At 53.4% G+C, this 238-nt stretch carries 1 protein-coding gene; it reads right to left on the bottom strand.

Annotated features, from left to right (window positions below):
- The coding region (locus QP381_RS09910) for an IS3 family transposase (protein ID WP_442953424.1) at positions 1-221 on the bottom strand (221 nt) is incomplete at its 3' end.
- Positions 222-238 lie beyond the last annotated feature (17 nt).

The raw sequence follows: 238 nt of genomic DNA, 5'->3' as shown, positions 1-238 counted from the left end.
ATTTCCTCTTCCCGCATCAAGCGCTGGATGACTTTCTCCGAGACCACATACCCAAGCTTTCTAAGCGCTAAACGGATACGCCGATACCCATACGTATACAAGCCCTCGCGCGCGATCTGAGCGATCAACTCACGCAAGCGAGCATGCTTGTCAGGCCGCTCTAGGCGTTTAGCTGTGTAATAGTACGAGCTTGCCGGCAAATCCAAGGTATCTAAGACCATGGCTAGCGGCGTGGTAG

The organism is Pauljensenia sp. UMB6358 (genome assembly GCF_030216865.1).
GTDB lineage: Bacteria > Actinomycetota > Actinomycetes > Actinomycetales > Actinomycetaceae > Pauljensenia > Pauljensenia turicensis_A.
Note: the sequence above shows the minus strand (reverse complement) of the source record. Positions and strands in the feature narration are given on the sequence as shown.